At 72.4% G+C, this 20,477-nt stretch carries 17 protein-coding genes; 13 read left to right on the forward strand and 4 right to left on the reverse strand.

The window, feature by feature from the left end:
• The first annotated feature begins 112 nt into the window (after positions 1 to 112).
• From RMN98_RS08575 to RMN98_RS08590, 4 genes are all read left to right on the forward strand, one after another.
• Entirely contained in the window at positions 113 to 1,078 is a 966-nt protein-coding gene (locus tag RMN98_RS08575; protein ID WP_309648397.1) for a YihY/virulence factor BrkB family protein, read from the forward strand.
• A gap of 52 nt (positions 1,079 to 1,130) precedes the next feature.
• Positions 1,131 to 1,586: an EVE domain-containing protein gene (locus RMN98_RS08580; protein ID WP_309648398.1), complete on the forward strand. Its 456-nt coding sequence runs from the start codon at positions 1,131 to 1,133 to the stop codon at positions 1,584 to 1,586.
• Between the two features lie 64 nt (positions 1,587 to 1,650).
• Complete coding sequence (locus tag RMN98_RS08585; protein ID WP_309648399.1) at positions 1,651 to 5,508, forward strand: Pls/PosA family non-ribosomal peptide synthetase; 3,858 nt, start codon at positions 1,651 to 1,653, stop codon at positions 5,506 to 5,508.
• Positions 5,505 to 6,854, forward strand: a complete 1,350-nt coding sequence (locus RMN98_RS08590; protein ID WP_309648400.1) for a M1 family metallopeptidase — start codon at positions 5,505 to 5,507, stop codon at positions 6,852 to 6,854. The genes RMN98_RS08585 and RMN98_RS08590 overlap by 4 nt, the downstream gene beginning before the upstream one ends.
• On the opposite strand, the gene RMN98_RS08595 is transcribed toward RMN98_RS08590, so the two are convergent.
• Complete coding sequence (locus RMN98_RS08595; RefSeq protein WP_309648401.1) at positions 6,796 to 7,299, reverse strand: hypothetical protein; 504 nt, start codon at positions 7,297 to 7,299, stop codon at positions 6,796 to 6,798. The two genes, RMN98_RS08590 and RMN98_RS08595, sit on opposite strands and share 59 nt — an antisense overlap.
• A gap of 102 nt (positions 7,300 to 7,401) precedes the next feature.
• Complete coding sequence (locus RMN98_RS08600) at positions 7,402 to 8,691, reverse strand: citrate synthase (protein WP_309648402.1); 1,290 nt, start codon at positions 8,689 to 8,691, stop codon at positions 7,402 to 7,404.
• Between the two features lie 278 nt (positions 8,692 to 8,969).
• On the opposite strand from RMN98_RS08600, the gene rplM reads away from it, so the two are divergent.
• From rplM to RMN98_RS08620, 4 genes are all read left to right on the forward strand, one after another.
• Positions 8,970 to 9,413 carry a 50S ribosomal protein L13 gene (rplM, locus tag RMN98_RS08605; protein WP_309648403.1) on the forward strand — a complete coding sequence of 148 codons (444 nt, stop codon included), beginning with the start codon at positions 8,970 to 8,972 and terminating at the stop codon, positions 9,411 to 9,413.
• 33 nt (positions 9,414 to 9,446) lie between these two features.
• Entirely contained in the window at positions 9,447 to 9,947 is a 501-nt protein-coding gene (rpsI, locus tag RMN98_RS08610; RefSeq protein ID WP_309648404.1) for a 30S ribosomal protein S9, read from the forward strand.
• Between the two features lie 14 nt (positions 9,948 to 9,961).
• Positions 9,962 to 11,308 carry a phosphoglucosamine mutase gene (gene glmM / locus RMN98_RS08615; RefSeq protein WP_309648405.1) on the forward strand — a complete coding sequence of 449 codons (1,347 nt, stop codon included), beginning with the start codon at positions 9,962 to 9,964 and terminating at the stop codon, positions 11,306 to 11,308.
• Positions 11,309 to 11,485: 177 nt separating this feature from the next.
• Positions 11,486 to 12,160, forward strand: a complete 675-nt coding sequence (locus RMN98_RS08620) for a hypothetical protein (RefSeq protein ID WP_309648406.1) — start codon at positions 11,486 to 11,488, stop codon at positions 12,158 to 12,160.
• Positions 12,161 to 12,175: 15 nt separating this feature from the next.
• Here the strand turns inward: RMN98_RS08620 and coaA are convergent, their stop codons facing one another.
• Positions 12,176 to 13,162 (reverse strand): type I pantothenate kinase, encoded by a 987-nt coding sequence (coaA, locus tag RMN98_RS08625; protein WP_309648407.1) that lies wholly within the window; start codon positions 13,160 to 13,162, stop codon positions 12,176 to 12,178.
• Between the two features lie 66 nt (positions 13,163 to 13,228).
• On the opposite strand from coaA, the gene glmS reads away from it, so the two are divergent.
• A complete protein-coding gene (gene glmS, locus RMN98_RS08630) occupies positions 13,229 to 15,073 on the forward strand; it encodes a glutamine--fructose-6-phosphate transaminase (isomerizing) (protein ID WP_309648408.1) in 1,845 nt (614 codons plus the stop codon).
• A gap of 33 nt (positions 15,074 to 15,106) precedes the next feature.
• Positions 15,107 to 15,460 (forward strand): holo-ACP synthase, encoded by a 354-nt coding sequence (locus RMN98_RS08635; RefSeq protein ID WP_309648409.1) that lies wholly within the window; start codon positions 15,107 to 15,109, stop codon positions 15,458 to 15,460.
• 147 nt (positions 15,461 to 15,607) lie between these two features.
• Here the strand turns inward: RMN98_RS08635 and RMN98_RS08640 are convergent, their stop codons facing one another.
• Positions 15,608 to 16,531, reverse strand: a complete 924-nt coding sequence (locus RMN98_RS08640) for a hypothetical protein (RefSeq protein WP_309648410.1) — start codon at positions 16,529 to 16,531, stop codon at positions 15,608 to 15,610.
• 266 nt (positions 16,532 to 16,797) lie between these two features.
• On the opposite strand from RMN98_RS08640, the gene RMN98_RS08645 reads away from it, so the two are divergent.
• From RMN98_RS08645 to RMN98_RS08655, 3 genes are all read left to right on the forward strand, one after another.
• Complete coding sequence (locus RMN98_RS08645) at positions 16,798 to 18,201, forward strand: NAD(P)H-hydrate dehydratase (protein WP_309648411.1); 1,404 nt, start codon at positions 16,798 to 16,800, stop codon at positions 18,199 to 18,201.
• Between the two features lie 36 nt (positions 18,202 to 18,237).
• Positions 18,238 to 19,449 (forward strand): alanine racemase, encoded by a 1,212-nt coding sequence (gene alr, locus RMN98_RS08650; protein ID WP_309648412.1) that lies wholly within the window; start codon positions 18,238 to 18,240, stop codon positions 19,447 to 19,449.
• On the forward strand, positions 19,446 to 20,477 hold a 1,032-nt coding region (locus tag RMN98_RS08655), incomplete at its 3' end, for an alpha/beta hydrolase (protein ID WP_309648413.1). The genes alr and RMN98_RS08655, both read left to right, overlap by 4 nt.

Raw genomic sequence — 20,477 nt, forward strand, 5'->3', positions numbered from 1 at the left:
ATTGCTTGCGGACCGGTGCCTGAAGGCAAGGGCCATAGTCATCGGCAGTAATGGCTGAGGGCTGCAACATCGCGCCGACTCGGCACAGGGAGGGGAGACATAGGGTTCCGCCATGACGACGGCACGGACGGTCCCCGTCACGACCGAGATGGACGGCGAGGAGCTCGATGCCGAGGACGCCTGGCACCTGGCCCGACACCACGGGCTGAGGGCGGTGCTCGTCGGGAGCTTCGTGCGGTTCCGCTACGGCGACGGGTTCACCAACAGCCGCGCGCTCGCCCTGCAGACCTGCCTCGCGGTCGTGCCGTTCATGCTCGCCGTCACCGGCCTGGCCGCGGACCTCGATGAGGACCGGCCGGCCCGCGTGGTGGCGGCCACGGTCAATGCCGTCTCCCCGGGCTCGAGCGGCGACGACGCCCTCGTCGACGCGATCTCCAGCGGCTCGGAGGGCACCGGTGAGCTGGCGCTCGTCCTCGGCCTGCTCTTCGCGCTGGTCTCCATGACGACCGCGATGGCGCAGGTCGAGCGCGGCAGCAACCGGATCTACGGCATCCGTCGCGACCGCCCGGCGCTCGCCAAGTACGGCCGCGCGGCCGTGCTCACCGGGGTCCTCGCCCTCCCGGTCGGGCTCGGCTTCCTGCTCCTGGTCGCCGGCGGGGCGTTCGGCGACGCGATGGTGGAGGAGTACGGCTGGTCCTCCGGCCTGCACACGACCTGGCAGGTCGCGCGGTGGCCGGTCGGGCTCCTGCTGCTGGTGTTCACGATCGCGGTCCTCTTCGACCATGCGCCGCGGCGCCGCCAGCCCGCCCTGTCCTGGTTGGCGCTCGGCTCGGGCGTGGCCGTCGCGCTCAGCATGCTCGCGGCCGCCGGCCTCGCGCTCTACGTCAACCTCAGCGGCTCCTTCGGCAGCACCTACGGCCCCCTCGCCGGCATCGTGGCTCTGTTGCTGTGGAGCCTGCTGTCCTCGATCTCGCTGTTCCTGGGGGTGGCGATCTGCGCCCAGCTCGAGGCCCTGCGCAGCCACCAGACCGAGCCGGCGTACGACGACCCGGGACGCCCGCACCAGCACCAGTCCTGAGCGGGTCGCCCGAGCCCGAGCCGTTGTCGGTGCCGGCTGCCAGCCTGGGGCGATGACGCACCTGGACACCCGGCGCTACTGGGTCATCACGATCAGCCTCGACCACGTCCTGCTCGGGGTCGAGGGCGGCTTCACCCAGGCCGACCACGGGCGTGACACCCGGCTGCGGGCGCTCGGCCGTGGTGACCTGGTCGCGTTCTACTCACCCCGCCCGGCCCTGGGCTCCCAGGTCACCCTCCAGCAGCTCACGGCCCTCGGGGAGGTCGCCGACGACGAGCCCTACCGGGTGCACGTGAGCGACGACGTCCGTCCGTGGCGCAGGAGGATCACGTTCGAGGAGGTGGGGCGGGTGCCGATCCGCCCGCTCATCCCGCTGCTCGGCTTCGTCACCGACGAGCAGCGGTGGGGACTGCCCTTCCGGAGCGGGGTCCTCGAGGTCACGGCCGGCGACTTCGGCGTCGTCGCCGGAGCGCTGCGGGACGCGGTGACGCACGCCACGACGGCGTGACGACCGGGCGACCACCAGGTGGCCGCGACACCTGCTGTTCACCTGGGACCGACAACGTTGGCGGGTGACCGAGGCACTGATCGCCCCCTTGCTGCGCGGCGACCGGGCCCCCGCGGCCCGCACGCTCGTCGACATCTTCCGCGAGACCGTGGCCCAGGCGTCCGAGGACAGCGCGGTCGACGCCGGCACGGGCGTCCTCACCTACGCCGAGCTCGAGGAGGCCGCCGACGAGCTGGCCGCGGAGCTCAATTCTCTGGGCGTCGGGCGCGGCGACAAGGTCGGCCTGCGGGTCAGCTCCGGGACCACCGACCTCTACGTCGCGGTCCTCGGCATCCTGCTCGCCGGCTCCGCCTACGTCCCCGTCGACGCCGACGACCCCGACGAGCGGGCCCGCCTGGTCTTCGACGAGGCCGACGTGGCCGCCGTCGTCGGCAACGACCTCACCGTCGCGCTGCGCCGTCCCGGTCCTGCCCGGGAGCCCGAGGAGCCGCGGCTCGACGACGACGCGTGGGTCATCTTCACCTCCGGCTCGACGGGCACGCCCAAGGGCGTCGCCGTCACCCACCGCAGCGCTGCCGCGTTCGTCGACGCGGAGTCCAGGATGTTCCTCCAGGCCGAGCCCCTCGGTGTCGGCGACCGGGTGATGGCCGGGCTGTCGGTCGCCTTCGACGCCTCGTGCGAGGAGATGTGGCTCGCCTGGCGCTACGGCGCCTGTCTGGTGCCGGCCCCCAGGGCCCTGGTGCGCAGCGGCGTCGACGTGGGGCCCTGGCTGGTCGCCAACCGGGTCACGGTCGTCTCGACGGTCCCGACCCTGGTCGCGCTGTGGCCCTCCGAGGCCCTCGAGCGGGTGCGCCTGCTGATCATGGGCGGCGAGGCCTGCCCCGCCGAGCTCGTCACCCGGCTGGTCGCGCCCGGTCGTGAGGTGTGGAACACCTACGGCCCCACCGAGGCCACCGTCGTCGCCTGTGGGGCGCTGCTGACCGGCGAGGGCCCGGTGCGCATCGGCCTGCCGCTGGACGGCTGGGACCTCGCCGTGGTCGACGCCGACGGTGTTCCCGTCGAGCACGGACAGACCGGCGAGCTGATCATCGGGGGAGTCGGCCTGGCCCGTTACCTCGACCCGGCCAAGGACGCGGAGAAGTATGCCGCGATGCCCACCCTCGGCTGGGACCGCGCCTACCGTTCCGGCGACCTCGTGGTGCTCGACCACGAGGGGCTCCTCTTCGGCGGCCGCGCTGACGACCAGGTCAAGCTCGGCGGCCGGCGCATCGAGCTCGGCGAGATCGACAGCGCCCTGCTCGGCCTGCCCGGCGTCGGCGCGGCGGCCGCCGCCGTACGACGCTCGGCCGCCGGCAACCAGCTCCTCGTCGGCTACGTGGCGATCGACGCCTCCGCTGCCCCGCCCTTCGACCAGGCCGCGTCGCTGGAGCTTCTGCGCCGCGACCTCCCGGCCGCCCTGGTCCCGCGCCTGGCCGTCGTCGACGCGCTCCCGACCCGCACCTCCGGCAAGGTCGACCGCGACGCGCTGCCGTGGCCGCTGGTCGCGCCCGACCAGGCGCCGGCCGGGCTGGAGGGCACCGCTGCCTGGATCGCCCACCTGTGGCAGGAGGTCCTGGGTGCCACGGTGAGCGGGCCGGACGCCGACTTCTTCGACGAGGGCGGCGGCAGCCTCACCGCGGCCCAGATCGTGAGCCGGCTGCGCACGCGCTTCCCCGACGTCGCCGTGGGCGACGTCTACGAGAAGCCGACGGTCGGTGCCATGGCGGCCTACCTCGACCAGATGCAGGAGGCCGGCCCGGTCTCCGACCGCACCGTCCCGCCGATCCCGGTCAAGACCCAGGCCGGCCAGGTCGTGGCCGCGCTGGCGCTGCGCTCGGTGGCCGGGCCCCGCTGGCTCACCTGGATCGCCCTCGGCTGCTACGCCTCGTCCCTGGTCGGGCTCGACTGGCTGCCCCGGCTCCCGTGGGCGCTGGTCACCGTCTCGTGGGTGCTGTTCGTCAGCTCGCCCGGACGGATGCTTCTCGCCGCAGCCGGCTGCCGTCTCCTGCTGCGCCCGGTCACGCCCGGCGACCACCCCCGCGGTGGCAGGGCCCACCTGCGGCTCTGGCTGGCCAACCGGCTGACCGACGAGCTCGGCGCGACCGGCCTCGCCGGGGCGCCCTTCGTCAAGCTCTACGCCCGGTTGCTCGGCGCCCAGGTCGGGCCCGACGTCGACCTGCACAGCCTGCCGCCGGTCACCGGCTGGCTGACGCTCGGCGACGGCTGCTCGATCGAGCCCGAGGTCGACCTCAGCGGCTACTGGATCGACGGCGACGTCCTGCACGTCGGGCCGATCCGCGTCGGCGCGCGTGCCCGCGTCGGCGCGCGCTCGATGATGTGTCCGGGGGCCGACGTCGGCGACGACGCCGAGGTGGCGCCGGGATCCTCGGTCTTCGGGTCCGTCCCCGCCGGCGAGTACTGGTCCGGATCGCCCGCCGTCCGCGTCGCCGGCGCTGCCCGCGGCCCGTGGGCGGGCCAGCCCGCCGACCACCCGGCCTGGCTCGTGGCCTACGGCGTGGTGGCGACGCTGCTCGCGCTGCTGCCGGCGGTCGCTGCCCTGGCAGTCGTCGCACCGCTGCTCGCCCTCACCGGCCCCACGTCGTACGACGAGGCGCTGGGGCTGCTCGCCTGGCTCCCGGTCGCGACGGTGCTGGGGCTCGGGCTGCTCGCGGTGCTGGTCTGGGCCGTCGTGCGGGTGGCCGCGCGCGCGATCACCGCAGGCGTCCACCCGGTCCGCAGCCGGCAGGGGCTGGCGGTGTGGGCCACGGTGCGCGTGCTCGACGACGCCCGCACCTGGCTCTTCCCGCTCTACTCCTCCCAGCTCACGCCGTGGTGGCTGCGTCGGCTCGGCGCCCGCATCGGTCACGGGGTCGAGGCCTCGACGGTGCTGATGGTGCCGTCGCTGACGACGGTCAACGACCAGGCCTTCCTGGCCGACGACACCCTCATCGGCGGCTACGAGCTCGGTGGGGGTTGGCTGCGGGTCGAGCGGGTCAAGGTCGGCAAGCGCGCCTTCGTGGGCAACTCCGGCATGGCGGCGCCCGGTCGCAAGGTGCCCAAGGCGTCCCTCGTGGCGGTCCTCTCGGCGGCACCGCGGCGCAAGTCGGCCAAGGCGGGGGAGTCCTGGCTGGGCAGCCCGCCGGCGCCGCTGCGCCGTGCCGCCGAGACCACCGACGCCGGCCGCACCTACGACCCGCCGACGCGGCTCAAGGTCTTGCGCGCGGCCGTCGAGCTCTGCCGGCTGCTGCCGGTGATGCTCGCGCTGGGGCTTACCGCGGTCACCGCCCTGGTCCTCACCGCGCTGCTGGACGGCCCCGGCGTCGTCGTCACGGTGCTCCTGGCCGGTCCGGTCCTCGCGGTCGGCGGCCTGCTGGCCGCGGCCGTGACGGTGGCCGCCAAGTGGCTGCTCGTCGGCCGGGTGCGCCCCGGTGCCCACCCGCTGTGGAGCTCCTTCGTGTGGCGCAACGAGCTGGCCGACACGTTCGTGGAGGTGCTCGCCGCACCGTGGTTCGCCCGCGCCGTCGCGGGCACCCCGCTGATCAACGTCTGGTTCCGCGCGATGGGCGCCCGGATCGGGCGCGGGGTGTGGTGCGAGACCTACTGGCTCCCCGAGACCGACCTGGTGGAGCTCGGCGACGGCGTGACGGTCAACCAGGGCAGCGTCGTGCAGACCCACCTCTTCCACGACCGGATGCTCAGCATGGACACCGTGACGCTGCGGCGCGGCTCGACCCTGGGGCCCAACAGCGTCATCCTCCCGGCGGCGACGCTCGGTCGGCACGCTACGGTCGGTCCCGTGTCACTGGTGATGAGGGGCGAGTCGTTGCCCGACAAGACGACCTGGATCGGCAACCCCATCGGCCCCTGGGTGATCGACCGGTGAGGCTGCCTGGACTCGGGTCCGACCTGCCGACCGCAGACCCCTACCTCCCCGGTCACGGCGACCCCTCCTGGGGCGCCACCCACTACGCCCTCGACCTCGTCTACGACATCGACGGCAACCGCCTGCGCGCCACCGCGACCATCGACGCCGTCGCCGTCCAGGACCTCGAGCGCGTCGTCCTCGACCTCGCCCACCTCGACGTCACCAAGGTCAAGGTCGACGGCCGCCTCCCGGCCAAGTACCGCACCCGCGAGGGCCGGCTCGTCGTCACGCTGGCGGCCCCCCTCGCGGAGGGCGCGACCTTCACGATGGTCGTGTCCTACTCCGGCAACCCGCGACCCCTGGTGGAGCGGCACCACGGCGACGCCGGCTGGGAGGAGCTCGCCGACGGCGTCATCGTCGCCGGCCAGCCGCACGGCGCGCCGACCTGGTTCCCCTGCAACGACCGGCCCGACGACAAGGCCTCCTACACGATCTCGGTGACGACCCATCCCGACTACCACGTCGTCGCCAACGGCCCGCTCGTCAGCCGCGAGCGCCACGGCAGCTCGGTCACCTGGACCTACACGCAGGACGAGCCGATGGCGACCTACCTCGCCACCGTCCAGATCGGACGCTACGACGTCCGTGAGCTCGACGCGATCGTCTCGATGTACGCCGTCGTCCCCCACGACGCGGGCAGCGGGGTCGACGACGCGTTCGGCCGCCAGCCCGAGATGCTCGCCACCTTCTCCGAGCTGTTCGGCGACTACCCCTTCCCGCTCTACACGGTCGTCGTGACGGCCGACGACCTCGAGATCCCGCTGGAGTCGCAGAGCCTGTCGACCTTCGGTCGCAACTTCCTCACCTCGGAGTGGAAGGCGGTGCGTCTCGTCGCCCACGAGCTCGCCCACCAGTGGTTCGGCAACACCGTGACCCTCGGTGCGTGGCGCGACATCTGGCTGCACGAGGGCTTCGCCTGCTACGCCGAGTGGCTGTGGTCGGAACGGTCGGGCGGCGATGCGGCCGACATCCACGCCCGCACCCATCACGGGCGTCTCGCCGAGCTCGACCAGGACCTGCTGCTCTCCGATCCTGGACCGGAGCTGATGTTCGACGACCGCGTCTACAAGCGCGGTGCGCTCACCCTGCACGCCCTGCGACTCACGGTCGGTGACGACGCGTTCTTCGGGCTGCTCCAGTCCTGGGTCGCCGACCACCGCGGCGGCACGGTCAGCACCGCCGACTTCGTGAGCCACGCTGCGGCCCACACCGACGAGGACCTCGACGGGCTCTTCGAGCAGTGGCTCAACGAGGTGGAGCTGCCGGAGCTCCCGGACGCCCGGGGCGCGCTTCACACCAGCTGAGCACGGCCGGCTCGGCGCACGCGACGGTGCCGACCCAGCCGTCGGGCAGCGGGAGCGGTGCGGTCCACAGCGCCGGCAGGTCGAGGGGCTCCCGGGCCAGGCCCTCGCCGGTGGTCTTGACGATGGCCTCGAGGCGCGTCCACGCCCGCAGGTCGCCGTAGTCGCCCGCGTCGCGTCCGCGCTCCTCGCGCTCCACGTCGACCCCGACCGGCGCGGTGCTCCAGGCCGCCAGCACCAGGTCCTCGGCGTAGGCCAGGCTCAGGTGCAGCACCTCGCCGCCACCGAGGGGGACCGGTCGGCCGTGGTGGGGGCTGGCGCACAGCATGCACAGCCGCACCACGCGCACCAGCCCCAGCTCCTCGACGAGGTGGGCCTCCGCCCGCGCCCGCTGGTCCTCCCGGGGCCCCGGCCCCCAGAGCGCGGCGACGTGCACCGTGGGTGGCACGGGTCAGGGCCTGTGGGGCGGCGGGGGAGATGCGAACGCGGCCGCCGTCAGCGCCCGGAGGGGCGAGACGACGGCCGCGTTGCTACGGCGCAGGCGCAGGGCTCAGGCCCAGCGCTCGGCGGCGGGCACGAAGTCGAGCGTGCGGTCGCCGGTGTAGATCTGCTTGGGCCGGGCGATCTTCTGCTCCTTGTCCTGCACGAGCTCGACCCACTGCGCCAGCCAGCCCGGCGTGCGACCGATGGCGAAGAGGACCGTGAACATCTCGGGCGGGAACTGGAAGGCCTCGTAGATGAGGCCGGAGTAGAAGTCGACGTTGGGGTAGAGCTTGCGCTTGATGAAGTACTCGTCCTCGAGCGCGATCTTCTCGAGCTCCTGGGCGATGGCCAGCAGCGGGTTGACGCCGGTGACCTCGAAGACGTCGTCGCACGCCTTCTTGATGATGGTGGCGCGCGGGTCGAAGTTCTTGTAGACCCGGTGCCCGAAGCCCATCAGCTTCTCGTTGCCGTTCTTGACGCCCTCGATGAAGGCCGGGATGTTCTCCTTCGACCCGATGCGGCGCAGCATCCGCAGGACGGCCTCGTTGGCGCCGCCGTGGAGCGGGCCGAAGAGGGCGCCCACGCCGGCGGAGACCGCCGAGTAGGGGTCGACCTGCGAGGACCCGACGGAGCGGACCGCGTTGGTCGAGCAGTTCTGCTCGTGGTCGGCGTGCAGGATGAAGAGCACGTCGAGGGCCTTGACCAGGCGCGGGTCGGCCTCGAACTTCGACTCGCTCATCTTGAAGAGCATGGAGAGGAAGTTGGCGGTGTAGCTCAGGTCGTTGTCGGGGTAGACGTAGGGCTTGCCCTGCGCGTGGCGGTAGGCCCAGGCGCCGAGCGTCGGCATCTTGGCGATCATCCGCACGATCTGCATGTGCCGGTTGTCGGCGTCGGAGATGTTGCGCGCGTCGGGGTAGAACGTCGAGAGGGCCCCCACCGACGCCATGAGCATGCCCATGGGGTGCGCGTCGTAGCGGAAGCCCTGCATGAAGGTCTTCACGTTCTCGTGGACGAACGTGTGGTAGGTGATCTCGTGCACCCAGGCCTCGTGCTCGGCCTGGGTCGGCAGGGAGCCGTGGACGAGCAGGTAGGCCACCTCGAGGAAGTTGGACTTCTCGGCCAGCTGCTCGATGGGATAGCCGCGGTACTCCAAGATGCCCTTGTCGCCATCGATGAAGGTCACGGCGCTGCGGCAGGAGGCGGTGTTGACGAAACCCGGGTCGTAGACGGCCAGGCCTGGCGCGTCCTCGGCTGTGCGGATCTTCCCGACGTCGGCGGCCTTGATGGTGCCGTCGAGGATCGGTACGTCGTACTCCTGTCCGGTGCGGTTGTCGCGGACGGTGAGAGAGTCGGTCACGCGCTCCAACCTAAACCGCTGTCCTAGGCCGGCGCTAACCCGTGTCCACCTTCTGTGCTCCGGCCCGCGTCGTTTTGACCCGCCGAGCGCGGGAGCCGTAGTCTTGCCGGTCGCGACTCCTGCCGCGTCCCGACCTGGTCTCCCTGTGGTGACCGAGCCGGGATGCAGTGCCGGTCCCCACCTCGGTGGCAGGCCGGCCCGTGTTCGTCAGAAGCCGCGGCACCACCACCCCCGGGATCGATCCCGGGGGTCCACGAACGAAGGAAAGTAGAAGCGTCTTGCGCACGTACAGCCCCAAGCCCGGCGACATCCAGCGCGACTGGCACGTCATCGACGCCCAGGACATCGTCCTCGGTCGCCTCGCCGTCGAGGTCGCCACCCTCCTCCGCGGCAAGCACAAGCCGATCTTCGCCCCGCACATGGACGTCGGTGACTTCGTCATCGTCGTCAACGCGGAGAAGGTCCACCTGTCCGGCACCAAGCGCACGACGAAGATGGCCTACCGCCACTCCGGTTACCCGGGCGGTCTGACCTCCACCCCGATCGGCGAGGTCCTCGACAAGGACGCTCGCAAGGCGATCGAGAAGGCCGTGTGGGGCATGCTCCCCAAGAACAAGCTCGGTCGCGCGCTGATGAAGAAGCTCAAGGTCTACAGCGGCCCGACCCACCCCCACTCGGCCCAGCAGGCCGTCCCCTTCGAGATCTCGCAGATCTCCCAGTAATCATCGACGTCGAAAGCAAGGTTGAGGAACACAGTGGCTGACACCAGCACCGAGGTCGAGGAGACCTACGAGACCGACGAGCAGGGCGTTGCCTACAGCTCCGAGAGCGCTCCGTCCGCGGACGCCCCCGCCCGCCCGGCGACCATCATTCCCGCGGCGGCCACCGGCCGTCGCAAGGAGGCCGTGGCCCGTGTGCGCATCGTCCCCGGCACCGGCGTGTGGACCGTCAACGGCCGCACGCTCGACAACTACTTCCCCAACAAGCTGCACCAGCAGGTGGTGAACGAGCCGTTCGCCGAGCTGCAGCTCGAGGGTCGGTTCGACGTCATCGCCCGCATCCACGGTGGCGGCATCACCGGTCAGGCCGGCGCGCTGCGCCTCGGCGTGGCCCGTTGCCTCAACTGGATCGACACCGACGCCAACCGTCCGGCGCTCAAGAAGGCCGGGCTGCTCACGCGTGACGCCCGCGTCATCGAGCGCAAGAAGGCTGGTCTCAAGAAGGCGCGCAAGGCGCCGCAGTTCAGCAAGCGCTGATCGCTTAAGGCGACATGCCGCGCATCTTCGGCACGGACGGGGTCCGGGGTCTGGCCAACGGTGAACTCACCGCTGAGCTGGCCCTGGACCTTTCCGTTGCCGCCGCACGTGTCCTCGTCGACCGGGGGGACTACGAGGGGGAGCGCCCCCTCGCCGTCGTCGGTCGTGACACCCGGATCTCCGGGCAGTTCCTCGAGCACGCGGTCGTGGCCGGGCTCGCCTCGGCCGGGGTCGACGTGCTGCGCCTGCGCGTCCTGCCGACCCCGGGCGTCGCCTACCTCACCCAGTCGCTCGGTGCCGACCTCGGGGTCGTCATCAGCGCCTCGCACAACCCGATGCCCGACAACGGCATCAAGTTCCTCGCCCGCGGCGGGGTCAAGCTCGACGACGCCGTCGAGCGCGACATCGAGGCCCACCTCGACCGGCCCTGGGTCCGCCCGACCGCCGGCGACATCGGTCGGGTCGCGCCCTACGCCACGCCCGTCGAGGAGTACGTCGACCACCTGGTCTCCACCCTCGACCGGCCGCTCGCGGGCCTCAAGGTCGTCCTCGACTGCGCCCACGGGGCCGCTCACGAGTCGGGCCCGCTCGCGCTGCGCCAGGCCGGCGCCGAGGTCATCGCCATCGCCGACGCGCCCGACGGGCTCAACATCAACGACGGTTGCGGCTCCACGCACCTCGGCCCGCTCCGCGCCGCCGTGCTCGAGCACGGCGCCGACGCCGGCTTCGCGCTCGACGGTGATGCCGACCGCTGCTTGGCCGTGGACGCCGCCGGCGAGACCGTCGACGGGGACCAGCTCCTCGCGATCCTCGCCCTCGGCATGGCCGAGACCGGCCACCTGGTCAAGGACACCGTCGTCGCGACCGTCATGAGCAACCTCGGCTTCGTGCAGGCCATGAAGACCGCCGGGCTCGGGGTGCGCCAGACCAAGGTCGGTGACCGCTACGTCCTCGAGGCCATGCGTGTCTCCGGCTACTCCCTCGGTGGTGAGCAGTCCGGCCACGTGATCATGAGCGAGCACGCCACCACCGGCGACGGCACCCTCACCGCCCTGCACGTCCTCCAACGCATGGCCTCGACCGGCCAGTCGCTCGCCTCCCTCGCGGGGGTCATGACCCGGCTCCCGCAGGTCCTGGTCAACGTCCCCGGCGTCGACAAGGCCCGCACCGACGAGGACGCCGTGCTCGCCGCCGCGGTCGCCGAGGAGGAGTACGCGCTGGGTGACACCGGCCGCATCCTGCTGCGACCCTCCGGCACCGAGCCGCTCGTGCGCGTCATGGTCGAGGCGCCCACCCCCGAGCTCGCCCGCGACGTCGCCGAGCGTCTCGCCGGGGTCGTGCGGCAGCAGCTCGCGCTCTGAGGGCTGCGGCTGCATGAGTCCCCGGATGTCCGGGGACCCTGTCGCTTGAGGGGTGTTGCAACACCCCTCACGTGCGCGACTCGCCCGCGAAGTCCCACACCGACGGGGTCTGGCGCTCGGGGTCGTGCCTGTGGAGGAGCGGTCGCGCCGGGGTGCATCCCCCGGTAGACGTGGAGCATGGCCCGCGTCGCGACCACGCTCACCACCCTGCTCGGCATCGTGGCCACGCTGGTGGTGACCATCAGCAGCGCGGTCGTGCTGCTGGCGCACCTGGGCGAGCCGGCCCGGGAGACCACCGCCGAGCCGCAACCGACCTGGCAGGTCCTGCGATCGTCGTACGCCGAGGTGCGCGTGCCGCCCGTCTCCCGGGGCTGGAGCGTCCCCGACCCCGACGGGGTGCTGTTCTACGCCGACCGTCGGGGTGAGCCGGTGGTCGGCGTGGAGGGCCCGGCGGTGCTCGACGACGGCTACTGCGAGAGAGGCGACACCGACGCGCCGTCCCACCGCGCCTTCGTCGGCATCACCCCGCCGGTCCCGGACCCCGGACCCCGAGCAGCCGACCGACGTCTCCAGGCGGCCTGGACCGCGGGCATCGCCGGCACCACGGGCGAGCCCCTCACCACCCGCCGTACGACGGTCCGGCTCGCCGACGGCTCCCCGGCAGCCGCCTCGCGCACGACGATCCGGCTGCACGACCGTGACCCGTGCACGCCGTCGCACGTCGAGCTGCACCTCGTGAGCACGCGTACCGGCGACGGCGTCGTCAGCACGGTGCTGGTGCGCGACCTCGGCCCACGATCAGCCACCGACGAGACCGTGCGGCGGATCCTGATGAGCCTGCGGGCCCTCTGACGAGGCAGCAGGCCGTCAGAGCTTGCGCAGCCGCACGTAGCGCACCGAGTGGTCGCGGTCCTTGCGCAGCACGAGGGTGGCGCGCGAGCGGGTGGGCAGCACGTTCGCGGCCAGGTTGGGCCCGTTGATCGTGTCCCAGATCCGGGCCGCCTCGGCGACGGCCTCCTCGTGGGTCATGTCGCCGTACCTGGTGAAGTAGGAGCCCGGGTCGCGGAAGGCCGTCTCGCGCAGCCGCAGGAAGCGCTCGACGTACCAGTCGCGGATGTGGCTGGTGCCCGCGTCGACGTAGACGGAGAAGTCGAAGAAGTCGCTGACGCTGAGCCCCGCGCGACCGTCGTCGCGGACCCGGGCCGGCTGGAGGACGTTGAGGCCCTCGATGATCACGATGTCGGGCCGCTTGATGACGACCTTCTGGTCGTCGACGACGTCGTAGACCAGGTGGGAGTACGTCGGCGCCTCGACCTCGTCCTTGCCCGACTTGATGTCGACCACGAAGCGCAGCAGCGCGCGGCGGTCGTAGGACTCGGGGAAGCCCTTGCGCTGCATGATGCCGCGGCGCTCGAGCTCGGCGTTGGGGTAGAGGAAGCCGTCGGTGGTGATCAGCGCGACGTTGGGGTGCTCCGGCCAGTGGGCCAGCATCTGCTGGAGCACGCGCGCGGTCGTCGACTTCCCGACGGCCACCGAGCCGGCCAGCCCGATGACGAACGGCGTGCGCGGGGGAGTCCGCTGGTGCAGGAACGACTCCTGCTCGCGGTGCAGCTTGCCGGCCGACTCGACGTAGAGGCTCAGCAGCCGGCTCAGCGGCAGGTAGACCTCCTGCACCTCGTCGAGGTCGAGGGAGTCGCCGAGCCCGCGGAGGCTGCGGATCTCGTCCGCCGTGAGCGGGTTGGTCGTCTCGTGGGCCAGGGCGGCCCAGGCGGAGCGGTCGAGCTCGATGTAGGGGGAGGACTCGCGAGGAGTGTCCTCGGGGCCACCGTTGCGATGGCCCCCGCCTGTCGACATGGCCGTGATTGTTGCAGGCCACCCGCCTGCCCGGAGTGGCGGCGTCTCACCTCTAGAGTGAGAGCCATGTGCGGAATCGTCGGGTACGTCGGCCCCCAGCAGGCCCAGGGTGTCGTGATCGAGGGGCTGCGTCGCCTCGAGTACCGCGGCTACGACTCCGCCGGGATCGCCCTCGTCGTCGACGGGGAGCTGGCCTCCGACAAGCGTGCCGGCAAGCTCGCCAACCTCGAGAAGGCGATCTCCGACCACCCGCTGCCCGAGTCCACGACCGGGATCGGCCACACCCGCTGGGCCACCCACGGCGCGCCCAACAACGCCAACGCGCACCCCCACTCCGGTGGCGCCCGCCGGGTGGCGCTGGTGCACAACGGGATCATCGAGAACTTCGCCGAGCTGCGCGACCGCATCGAGGCCGACGGCCACGTCATGCTCTCCGAGACCGACACCGAGGTCGCGGCCCAGCTGCTCGAGCTCCAGGTGGAGTCCGGCATCGACCTGACGACCTCGATGCAGCGCGTGTGCCGCCAGCTCGAGGGCGCCTTCACGCTCGTCGCGATCGACAGCCAGGACCCGTCACGCGTCGTGGCCGCTCGTCGCAACTCCCCGCTCGTGGTGGGCATCGGCGACGGGGAGAACTTCCTCGGCTCCGACGTTGCCGCGTTCATCGAGCACACGCGTGAGGCCATGGAGCTCGGTCAGGACCAGGTCGTGACGATCACCCGCGAGGGCGTCGAGGTGACCGACTTCGACGGCAACCCCTCGGAAGGCAAGCGCTACCACGTCACCTGGGACCTCTCGGCCGCCGAGAAGGACGGTCACGACTGGTTCATGCGCAAGGAGATCTTCGAGCAGCCGCGCGCCGTGGCCGACTCGTTGCTGGGGCGTCGTACGCCGGCGGGGCTGCTGCAGCTCGACGAGATGCGGCTCTCCGACGACGAGCTGCGCGACGTCGACAAGATCATCATCATCGCCTGCGGCACGTCGTTCTACGCCGGCATGGTCGCCAAGTACGCCATCGAGCACTGGACCCGCACCCCGGTCGAGGTCGAGCTGGCCTCGGAGTTCCGCTACCGCGACCCGATCCTCGACTACTCCACGCTGGTCGTCGCGATCAGCCAGTCGGGCGAGACCGCCGACACCCTCCAGGCGATCCGGCACGCGCGCACGCAGCGCTCCAAGGTGCTGGCGATCTGCAACACCAACGGCTCCACGATCCCGCGCGAGTCCGACGCGGTCATCTACACCCACGCCGGTCCCGAGATCGGCGTCGCCTCCACCAAGGGCTTCCTCACCCAGCTGGTGGCCTGCTACCTGCTCGCGCTCTATGTCGCGCAGGTCAAGGGCACCCGCTACGGCGACGAGATCACCGAGATCGTCCACCAGCTCGAGGAGATGCCCGACCACATCGCCACGGTGCTGGAGTCGGCCGAGCAGGTCTACGAGCTCGCCCGCGCCCACCTCGACACCAGGTCGGTGCTCTTCCTGGGCCGGCACGCCGGCTACCCGGTCGCGCTCGAGGGGGCGCTCAAGCTCAAGGAGCTGGCCTACATCCACGCCGAGGGCTTCGCCGCCGGTGAGCTCAAGCACGGCCCGATCGCGCTGATCGAGGAGGGCCTGCCGGTGCTGTGCGTCGTGCCGCCCCAGGGGCGCGACCAGCTCCACGAGAAGATGATCAGCGGCATCCAGGAGGTCCGTGCACGCGGTGCGCGCACGATCTGCCTCGCCGAGGACGGCGACACCAAGATCGAGCCCTACGCCGACGTGCTCATCCGGCTGCCGAAGGTGCCGGTGCTGCTGCAGCCCCTCGTCGCGATCGTGCCGCTCCAGCTCTTCGCCTGCGAGCTCGCCACCGCCATGGGCCACGACGTTGACCAGCCCCGCAACCTGGCCAAGTCCGTGACGGTCGAGTGACGGGCCTGCAGTGACGCGCTTCGGAGGTCGGCCGTGGCGGTGATCGGCGTCGGTATCGACGTGGTCGACATCGAGCGCTTCGGCGAGTCGCTGGCGCGCACCGCCGGACTCGCCGCCCGCCTGTTCACCCCGGCCGAGGCCACCCGCCCCCTCGCGTCCTTGGCCGCCCGCTTCGCGGCCAAGGAGGCGCTCGCCAAGGCCCTCGGAGCCCCGGTCGGCATGCACTGGCACGACGCGGAGGTCGTCTCCGAGGACTCCGGCCGTCCGCTCCTGGAGGTCCGTGGCTCCGTCGCCGCCCGCGCCGCCGAGCTCGGCGTCGCCCACCTGCACCTCTCGCTCTCCCACGACGCCGGCATCGCGTCCGCGGTCGTGGTGCTGGAGTCCTGATCCGGCTGGGTCGTGTGCTCAACGCGGCTCGGCCGGCCGTGCGGGTCGTGTGCCGGTCGCAGCGCTGTGGAGCGGTGTGGAGCACACGACTCGAGGGCGCTGGAGCGCGGGCGGGCTGCGGATCCGGGTCGTGTGCCGGAGAGCGCCTCAGGCCGCTGCCTGCGGCACACGACCGGGCAGTCCCAGCGCCACCAGGTCCACGGCCACCTCGTCCGCCTCGTGCCTGAGCTCGTACGCCGTGCACCTCACCACCACGCGTCCCGGCGCGGTGATGCGCCGGGTCCGACGCAGGTCGTCCTGCCACTGGACGACGTCGAGGTGGAACGAGCCGTCGACCTCGAGGACCAGGACGGTGCCGTCCGGGAGGTCCCACTCGCAGTCGGTCCACCGGTCGACGCCCGAGCTGTCCTGACGACGGGTCTGGCGACGCGGGAGCGGAAGCCCGAACCGGCGACACATCCGATCCACCGCCAGCTCGGCGAGGGAGTGTCCACCCACGGCGATGTCGCCGAGGGTGGCGCGGAAGCCCTTGGCCCGACGCAGGGGCGTGAGCTGGTCGAGCCACGACAGGAGCTGTCCCGGTGTGGTCAACCGCTGCTGGACCACGGCCGCCAGCACGCCGTGGGCAGGTCGGATCGCGGCGTCGTACCCCGCCCACAGCAGCACCGCCGGCTCCAGCTGGCACCGCGGAAGCCCAGGACGGGGAGAGCGGAGCAGCTCGTAGGGACGGCGGCTGCGGAAGAAGCGGACACCCTTCACGGGCTCGAAGGACAGCTCGTCGTCGACGAGCACGCAGACCTCGTCGCGCTCCCACCGCTTCAGCCCCTGCACCTCGGCGGCCGTCAGACCTCCGATCATGCTGCGCGGGCCCGCGTGCAGCACCGCCATCCAGCGGCGCTGCTCGGGGGTGAGCCGCCCCGTCGTCGTGCACACGACCCTCGGGGTCACCTCGACCCACCGATGGGCCGCGATCTGGTTGCGCACCCGACCCCAGTCGAGACCGTGGGCCGTGAGCTGGCGACGTGCGAGCAGGCCGGCCTGCTCCGTGATGAGCTGCTCCAAAGGAATCATGCGCACTGTCTTCCCCGGCGGGAGGCTCCTCAGCAGCTCATCCACAGGCCCGTCGCGTGGACGTGGGGTCGTGTGCCCCACGCCGCCGTGGAACGCTGCTTCCGGCACACGACCCAGCAGGGTCGGCCAGGCGGGGCACCCCGATGCCGACTCGTGTGCCTCAGGACGTGCCCCAGCGCTGCCTCCGGCACACGACCGCCCACACGCCGCCGCCCACCGGCCCGCCGCCCACCGGCCCGCCGCCCATCCCGACTAGCGTGGCTGCCATGAGGCACGCACACACCGTCGAGCAGGTCAGGGCGGCCGAGGACGTGCTGCTGGCAGCGATGCCGGAGGGTGCGCTCATGGCGCGGGCGGCGCACGGGCTGGCGCAGGCGGTGGTCGACCTCCTCGGCACACCGTACGGCGGACGGGTGCTGCTGCTGGTCGGCCCCGGCAACAACGGGGGCGACGCGCTCTTCGCGGGGGCGTTGTTGCAGCGTCGCGGCTGCCAGGTGGAGGCCTGGACGTTCGCCGACCAGGTCCACGACGCCGGCAGCGAGGCACTGCGGGCAGCCGGTGGACGGATGAGTCGCTTCGACGCGGCCACCAGCCGACCGTCACCCGGCACCGACCTGGTGGTCGACGGCATCGTCGGCATCGGCGGCCGGCCGGGGCTCAGGCCCGACGCCATCGCGGCCCGCAACCAGGTCGCCGGCATCCCGGTCGTCGCGGTCGACGTCCCGTCTGGCGTCGACGTCGACTCCGGCGAGACGCCCGGGCCCCACGTGAGCGCCGACGTCACGGTCACCTTCGGCACCCACAAGGTCGCCCACCTCGTCGACCCGGCCGCGGCCGCCTGCGGCGCCGTCCACCTCGTCGACCTCGGGCTCGACCTGCCGCCCGCCGACATCGAGGCGCTGCAGCCCGCCGACGTCGCAGCGCTGTTGCCCCGACCGAGCACCCACGCCCACAAGTACACCCGCGGCGTCGTCGGCGTCCGCGCCGGCTCCAGCGACTATCCCGGTGCCGGGCTCCTCAGCGTCGCGGGCGCGTCGACGGGGCTGTGCGGGATGGTGCGATACGTCGGTGACGCCGACGTCGCGACCCGCGTGCGCGACGTCCACCCGGAGGTCGTCGGCGACGGCCGGGTCCAGGCGTGGGTGGTCGGCTCGGGCAGTGGCCCGCATGCTGCCGCCGAGCTCGCCGCCGTCCTGCGCGACGGCGAGAGCGGCGTCCCGTGCGTCATCGACGCCGACGCCCTCGCGCACGTGACCGCACCCCTGACCGGCCCCGCCGTCCTCACCCCCCACGCCGGCGAGCTCGCGGCCATGACGGGCACTGACCGCGCTGCGATCGAGGCAGCGCCGCTCGAGCACGCCCGCCGCGCCGCCACGACGTACGACGCCGTCGTGCTGCTCAAGGGCCGCCACACCCTCGTCGCGGCACCGGACGGGCGGGTCCGCGTGACCACCACCGGCACCCCCTGGCTGGCGACCGCCGGCGCGGGTGACGTGCTGGGTGGCCTGGTCGGCGCGCTGCTGGCCGCAGGTCTCGACCCCTTCGACGCAGCCTCGGTCGGCTCCTGGCTCCACGGGGCGGCTGCCACCCTCGCCTCCGACGGCGGTCCGATCGTCGCCGGCGACGTCGCGGCCGCGGTGCCCGCAGTCGTGCGCGACCTCCTCGCCTGACTCCCACCGGCACCCGTGATGGAAGAATCGACGACCATGACCCTTGCCCGCGCCGAGATCGTCGTCGACCTCGCCGCGATCCGGCACAACGTGCGGACCCTCCAGCAGACCACCGGCGTCGAGGTGATCGTCGTGGTCAAGGCCGACGGCTACGGCCACGGCATGGCCCAGGTGGCAGGCGCCGCCCGGGCCGCAGGTGCCACCTGGCTGGCCGTCGCCACGCCCGACGAGGCGTTGGCGCTGCGCGCCGTCGGCGACACCGGGCGCCTGCTGTGCTGGCTCACGGTGCCGGGGGAGCCCTACGCCGACGCCATCGCCGCCGGCATCGACCTCACCGCCTACTCCGTCGCCGAGCTCGACGAGATCGCGGCCGCAGCCGAATCCGTCGAGCACCCGGTCGGGAACCCGGTCGGGCACCCCGACGGCCACCTCGCCCGCGTCCAGCTCAAGGTCGACACGGGCCTGTCCCGCGGAGGCGCCCCCCGCGAGGCGTGGGCCGAGCTCTTCGCGCGGGCCCGTGCCGGCGAGGAGGCAGGTCACTGGCTGATCACCGGTGTCTGGTCCCACCTCGCCTGCAGCGACGAGCCGGAGCACCCGGCCAACGACCACCAGGAGCAGGCCTTCCGTGACGCGCTGTCCCTCGCCGACGAGGCGGGGCTGCGTCCCGGGCTGCGCCACCTGGCCAACTCGGCAGCAGCGATCCTGCGTCCCAGCGCGCGGTTCGACGCGGTCCGCTGCGGCATCGCGTCCTACGGCCTCGATCCCGCCCCCGGACACACCCCCGACCTCGGCCTGGTCCCCGCCATGACGGTCCGCGCCCGCCTCGCCCTGGTCAAGACTCTGGCCGCGGGCGACAGCGTCTCCTACGGCCACACCTGGACGGCCCAAGCGCCCACGACCGTCGGTCTCGTGCCCGCCGGCTACGGCGAGGGCGTGCCGCGCCACGCGAGCGGCGTCGCCTCGGTGGGCGTCGCCGGGATCCAGCGACCGATCCGCGGTCGGGTGTGCATGGACCAGTTCCTCGTCGACCTCGGACCCGAGGACGACAGCACCCCGCACGCCGGCGACGAGGTGCTCCTCCTCGGTCCCGGGCGCCACGGCGAGCCCACGGCGCAGGACTGGGCCGAGGCGTGCGACACCATCAGCTACGAGATCGTCACCAGGATCGGAGGCCGCATGACACGCACCCACGTCGACAGCGACACCGAGAAGACGCACGACACCGCGAGCCAGGACGAGTCCCGGTGAGCGCCGCGCGACGCATCGCCGGCGCCGCCGCCGGCGCCCTCGGCGTCGCCCTCGCCGGTACGGCGTTCGGGGTCGCCCGCCGCAGCCGGGCGATGGGCGAGCGTTCGGTCACCGACGCGGCCTTCGGCTCCTTGCGCTCCAGCCCGGTCACGGTGGTCGCCGAGGACGGGGTGCCGCTCCACGTCGAGGTCGACGGGGCGGCCCAGCCGGATCAGGAGCCCAAGCGCCGCTGGCGGCGCAGCCAGCCCGACCCCGAGGTGACCGTCGTGTTCGCCCACGGCTACTGCCTCAACCTCGACTCCTGGCACTTCCAGCGCGCGGCCTACCGCGGCCTGGTCCGCACCGTCTTCTACGACCAGCGCTCGCACGGCCGCTCGGGCCGCTCGCCGCGGCACAACGCCACCATCGAGCAGCTCGCGCGCGACCTCAAGCAGATCCTCGAGGAGGTCGTGCCCGAGGGCCCGGTGGTGCTGGTGGGCCACTCCATGGGCGGCATGACGATCGTGGCCCTCGCCGAGCAGTTCCCCGACCTGGTCGGGGACCGGGTCGTCGGCGTCGGTCTCGTCTCGACGACCGCCGGTGGGCTCGACGTCGGACGCATCCTGCTGCCGATGGTGCCCGGACGCCTCGGCGGCCGCGTCACGCACCAGGCCGTCAAGACGCTGCACCGCGGCCACCTGGCCGTCGACGGGCTGCGCCGGGCCGGACGCGCGATCGCGATGGTCGCGACCGACCTGTTCGCCTTCGGCGACGAGGTGCCGACCTCCTACGTGGAGTTCGTCGACGACATGCTCTCCGAGACGCCGTTCGAGGTGGTGGCGGAGTTCTTCCCGAGCTTCAGCCGTCTCGACAAGTTCCACGCCGTCGAGGTCCTCTCCCAGGTGCCGACCGCGATCCTGTGCGGCACCGCCGACCGGCTGACCTCGATCGGCCACAGCCGCAAGCTCCACCAACGCATCGCGGGCTCGCGGCTGCTCGAGTGCGAGGGCGCGGGCCACATGCTCCCCATCGAGAGGCACGACCAGGTG

It is taken from the genome of Nocardioides sp., assembly GCF_031397825.1.
Lineage (GTDB): Bacteria > Actinomycetota > Actinomycetes > Propionibacteriales > Nocardioidaceae > Nocardioides.

What these genes read in the sequence shown, in the direction of transcription:
- RMN98_RS08575 (WP_309648397.1), top strand. Translation starts at nt 113, where the DNA reads ATGACGACGGCACGGACGGTCCCCGTCACGACCGAGATGGACGGCGAG.
- RMN98_RS08580 (WP_309648398.1), top strand. Translation starts at nt 1,131, where the DNA reads ATGACGCACCTGGACACCCGGCGCTACTGGGTCATCACGATCAGCCTC.
- glmM (WP_309648405.1), top strand. Translation starts at nt 9,962, where the DNA reads ATGCCGCGCATCTTCGGCACGGACGGGGTCCGGGGTCTGGCCAACGGT.
- RMN98_RS08620 (WP_309648406.1), top strand. Translation starts at nt 11,486, where the DNA reads ATGGCCCGCGTCGCGACCACGCTCACCACCCTGCTCGGCATCGTGGCC.
- coaA (WP_309648407.1), bottom strand. Translation starts at nt 13,162, where the DNA reads ATGTCGACAGGCGGGGGCCATCGCAACGGTGGCCCCGAGGACACTCCT.
- glmS (WP_309648408.1), top strand. Translation starts at nt 13,229, where the DNA reads ATGTGCGGAATCGTCGGGTACGTCGGCCCCCAGCAGGCCCAGGGTGTC.
- RMN98_RS08640 (WP_309648410.1), bottom strand. Translation starts at nt 16,531, where the DNA reads ATGATTCCTTTGGAGCAGCTCATCACGGAGCAGGCCGGCCTGCTCGCA.
- RMN98_RS08645 (WP_309648411.1), top strand. Translation starts at nt 16,798, where the DNA reads ATGAGGCACGCACACACCGTCGAGCAGGTCAGGGCGGCCGAGGACGTG.
- alr (WP_309648412.1), top strand. Translation starts at nt 18,238, where the DNA reads ATGACCCTTGCCCGCGCCGAGATCGTCGTCGACCTCGCCGCGATCCGG.